The sequence below is a fragment of the Actinoallomurus acaciae genome (genome assembly GCF_042429965.1).
GTDB lineage: Bacteria > Actinomycetota > Actinomycetes > Streptosporangiales > Streptosporangiaceae > Actinoallomurus > Actinoallomurus acaciae.
The window spans coordinates 3,051-3,412 of the sequence record NZ_JBHLZP010000759.1; the positions used below are offsets into that span (position 1 = coordinate 3,051).

Annotated in this window: 1 protein-coding gene; it reads left to right on the plus strand. The window is 75.1% G+C overall.

The features are described 5' to 3' along the window. The coding region (locus tag ACFFNX_RS46520) for a hypothetical protein (RefSeq protein WP_446678561.1) at window positions 1-362 on the plus strand (362 nt) is incomplete at both ends.

Here is a 362-nt window from a genome sequence, read left to right on the forward strand (position 1 = left end):
CGCATGTGGAGCACACGTCGCAGATCGGCTCGTTCCGCATCGTGTCCGAGCAGAGCGTCGCCTCGGGAGTCCGCCGCGTTGTCGCGGTGACGCGACGGCGCGCGGTGGAGCACTCCATCGCGCAGGCGGAGGCGCTGTCGGACGTGGCGGCCACGCTGCGGACGTCGCCGAAGGACGTCGTGTCCGCGGCGCGCCGTCTCGTGGAGGCGGCCCGGACACCGAAGGCGGCGCGCGACACCGCGGCGCTCGCGAACACCGTCGAGACGGTGGTCAACGACGTCCCGGTCATGCTGGCGCAGGCGGAGGGCACGGCCGGCGGCCTGCGGCAGGAGGCCCAGCGCGCCGCCGGCGAACACGGACGG